The sequence below is a fragment of the Flavobacterium sp. genome, assembly GCF_049590715.1.
Taxonomy (GTDB): Bacteria; Bacteroidota; Bacteroidia; order Flavobacteriales; family Flavobacteriaceae; genus Flavobacterium.
In genome coordinates, this window is the sequence record NZ_JBAWDL010000111.1 from 1 (window position 1) to 4,228 (window position 4,228).

The window sequence follows — 4,228 nt, forward strand, 5'->3', positions numbered from 1 at the left end:
AAGGTGGCGCTACACTTCGATTAGAAACAGGTGCAATCGGTAAAGCCTATTTAACGGATAAATTAATAAAAATCGATCAAGTGTATGGTAAAAACATTGTTTGTAAAAACGGACAAGCTGCTATTACTTTATCTCCGCATACTATTATCAATGGTAAAGTGTTTGTTGATGATCTTACAGCTATAAGTTGTGAAGCTGGAGCCATCATCGCATCAGGGTTTTTAAGCGAAAAGAAAGGTCAAAAAGATGAGAACGGCGCAATGATTGAAGGGTATGAATTAGGGGTTTTTGATCCTAGCTCAGTTATCTCTAATTTAAAAGTCGTTTATGGTACTACCGCTCAATTGAGAGGTTCTAGACGTGGCTTTGTTCCGTGTAATCAACGCAATTTAGTCAATCCAGAATATAATACTGATGGCGAAAGTTACCAAGGGCCAACAGTGACGGGATTAATGTATTATGCTAAAGGAGGAACGGAATTGTCACAAGGATATTATACCGTAAAAACTCCCGGTTTAGTTTTGAAAAATTTCCCAATGATTGACGGGAAAATGGAAAATAAAGAATTAATCGTTTCTCCAAAGGAAGCGATAAACGATTGTGCTATTACTTTCGAAAAAGAGAAAGCACAACCAAAAGAAGAAAAACCTATGAAAGGTCAAAATAAAGGAAAAAAGAAGAAAAAGGAAATGGGTAACTAATCATCTTATAGAATTTAAAATTAAAAATATTTTAAAGGCAGCAATTTCAATTTGTTGCCTTTTTTATTTTCGAAGGTTGATGAAAGGTGTCAGTTAATAGGTTATTCGATAAAACGGATAGTAGTTTAGAAAGATTAACGACAAAATACAAATTAATAACCCACAAATACATCGTATCTATTCTGTTTTAGGAATTTAGCACTGAATTAAAACACTTCATTTTTTTTGATTTGTATCAAATAAGTGATAACCAAACGCCAATTATAAATGAACAATAAAATTACCCTATTCAGTTTCCTACTTTTCACTTCCTTATGGAGTGGATTAAAAATGAACGCACAGTTTACACAACAATTTGATGGAGTAGTGGGTTCCTACGAAAGAACGTTGGCGGTCAGTAATTTTTCTGATGGCACTGTTGCTTTACAAGCTTTAATTGATGATGTTGCAGCACAGGCCACAGGGGGAACTATAAAACTTTCGGGAAATATTAAATTGTCTAATATTTATTTAAAATCAAATGTACATATTGATTTTGCAAAAGGAACGGTGATCAAAGGGGATTTAATTTCGACAAAAGCAGCCATATTTGAAATAGGTAATACGGCAACACCAATCCAAAATGTAAAACTGTTTTGCAGTCAAAGTGATCGTACAAAACCCAATGATGATATAACCGAAAAGTTTGTTTTTGATATAGCCGAATTTGGAATGAACGGCAAAGTTAGAGCTATCATGTTATCTAATGTCACTAATTTTTGGCTTTCAGATATTTATATAAAAGATGCACTCACACAATTTAATGGTATCACAATGAATCCTTTAATTGTTCAAACTAGTACAGATAATACGGTACATCAGGGATTAAGAGACTATCAAATACTAGGTTCTCCGTCCAAAGGAGATGTTCGTAATATCTACGGTAAAGACCAACATTATGGTTACGGACTGATTCAAATACAAGCTGCTAGAGATGTCAATTTTGTCAAACTTTCGGGTAATGGAGGTGTGATTTTACGTATGGAATCGGGATCAGGAATCCAATTTGTGGGTACGGATAACGAACAAACTTTGGGAACTATAAAAGGAATAAAAGCAAGTGATATTAGTCAAACCAATGGTTTTGCTGCTGTAATGATGTCGCCTCATGGTCGTGTCAATGGCGATGTGTATATGGAAAATGTAAAAGCAACCAGTTCAGCCTTTGCTGTAGTTATGGCTACAGGATTTTTTGATTCTGAATTAAAAGATACCAATGGCGATCTAGTAGATCCAATCAAATTCAAAAAAGGAAGATTTACAGGACCAATTATTATCAAAAATGTAGATGCTGTTTTTGGATTGAATGCCTACGGAAGATTGAGTCAAGAATACAATTATGTCGAAAAATCAGTTCAAGCCCAATACCCTTGGGCAACTCGAACAGTCTCACCGGAGGCAGATAATGTACGTATCATTCCATCTGCAGCTACAATCGGACACTTATCACTACCTTCAAAAGGAGCAACTCCTGATATTGTTGAAGGTGAATATGTAGCGCAAATAGATGGGCCTATCACCAGTAGCGGGTTTCAGCCTTGTATTTCATCTTATTACAAAAATACATTGTATGAAAATGATAATAAAAACGTGGATTGTAGCATCCTTTCTGTTGAAGACAACATGAAAACAAATGAGGCCTATTTATTATATCCAAATCCTTCAAATAATAACGTCACCATTCAACATCCTTTAAATAGTAAAATTGCCGTTTATGATTATTTGGGTCGAATGGTAAAATCGATGGGATTGGTAAATACAAATGCCAGTTCCCTAGATGTTTCTAGTTTTCCAGAAGGTATTTATATAATTCAAATAATTTCAGAAAAAGGACTTATTGAAAGTAAATCACTGATAGTAAAAAAGAAATAAAATCATAAATAACCTATCCCTAAAATAGATTTTATGCAAAAAAAAATCCTTGTATTTATTGGTTTGTTTTTTTTTACAACTATAGTAAAATCTCAAGAAAACAATTTAAAACCCAATATTCTATTCATCATGGCAGATGATCATACTTCACAAGCCATTGGTGCTTATGGGGGAAGATTACAAAAATTAAATCCAACACCTACTATTGATCAATTGGCCAAGGAAGGAATTATAATGCAAAATGCTTTTTGTACCAATGCAATCTGTACACCTAGTAGAGCCTGTATTATGACAGGTCAGTATAGTGCAGTAAATGGTGTTACCAATTTAAACGGAAAATTAAAAACCGAAAATCAATATTTAGCCATAGAGATGAAAAAGGCGGGTTATGAGACAGCGGTAATTGGAAAATGGCATTTGAAAGAAAACCCAGAAGCTTTTGATTTTTACAAAGTAATGTACAATCAAGGGGAGTATTTTGATCCTCATTTTATTGTTAGAGGAGGTACTGAAGAGTTTTTAAGAACGGCTGGAGGAAAAACGAGTTTGATAAAAGGAACCGTGTCGATGAAAGGACATTCTACCGATTGTATTGCTGATTCCGCCTTGGATTGGTTTAAAAAAGGTCGGGATGGAAAGAAACCTTTTTTCTTGAAATTGCATTTCAAAGCACCACATGATGATTTTGAAAATGCTCCACGCTATGATTCCTACTTGGAAGATGTAGAAATTCCAGAACCCGATAATCTTTTTGAGCAAGGGAATCATGGTTCGATAGCAACGCGAGGGTATCTTGACGAATTATTGCCTTATATAGGAACATCCGTTAGTTCCCGCAATACACGTCGTAATTACGCAAAAAAATGGGGAGGAAAAGGAGATATAAATTCTGTTGCGGCTACTAAAAATGCCTACCAAACCTACATGAAAAAGTATTTGCGTTGTGTAAAAGGAGTAGATGATAATGTGAAGCGTGTTATTGATTATTTGAAAGCAGAGAATTTATTAGACAATACTATCATTATTTATACGGGTGACCAAGGTTTTTATCTTGGAGAACACGATTATATCGACAAACGTTGGGGGTATGATGAAGGTATGCGCATGCCTTTTATTGTGCGATATCCAAAAGCTATCCCAGCTGGTAGCACATCAGATGCCATAATCGAAAATGTAGACTTTCCTGTTATGATGTTGGATTATGCTGGGATCAAAAAACCTGATTATATGCAAGGTTATAGTTTTAGAAAAATTATGGAGACGGGTGTTGAGTCAAAAGAATGGAAGAAAGCAGCCTATTATCATTATTGGATGCACATGACCTCTCATGATAATCCAGGACACATTGGTATTCGAACCAAAAAATACAAGTTGCTGTTTTTTTACGGAGCAGATGAAAAATCAGATAAAGCAGAAACGCCTCCGGCCTGGGAATTGTACGATCTGGAAAAAGATCCACACGAAATGAATAATATTTATGATAATCCAGCTTATTCAAAAGTAATCGCGGGACTTAAAACCGAACTGAAAAACCTTCGAAAAGAATACAAAGAAGATGATCCTAAATATAAATGCAATAAAGTGATTGATGAATTTTGGGACTATACAGCCAAAGA

At 34.9% G+C, this 4,228-nt stretch carries 3 protein-coding genes; all 3 read left to right on the plus strand.

Going from position 1 to position 4,228, the window contains the following annotated elements; genetic code table 11:
* Positions 1 to 701: hypothetical protein (locus tag WBQ70_RS05225; RefSeq protein WP_423911426.1), on the plus strand; the 701-nt coding region annotated here is incomplete at its 5' end.
* 267 nt (positions 702 to 968) lie between these two features.
* On the plus strand, positions 969 to 2,612 hold the full coding sequence (locus WBQ70_RS05230) for a T9SS type A sorting domain-containing protein (RefSeq protein WP_423911428.1): 1,644 nt from the start codon (positions 969 to 971) through the stop codon (positions 2,610 to 2,612).
* A 33-nt stretch (positions 2,613 to 2,645) separates the two neighbouring features.
* Positions 2,646 to 4,228: sulfatase family protein (locus WBQ70_RS05235; RefSeq protein ID WP_423911429.1), on the plus strand; the 1,583-nt coding region annotated here is incomplete at its 3' end.

What these genes read in the sequence shown, in the direction of transcription:
- WBQ70_RS05230 (WP_423911428.1), top strand. Translation starts at nt 969, where the DNA reads ATGAACAATAAAATTACCCTATTCAGTTTCCTACTTTTCACTTCCTTA.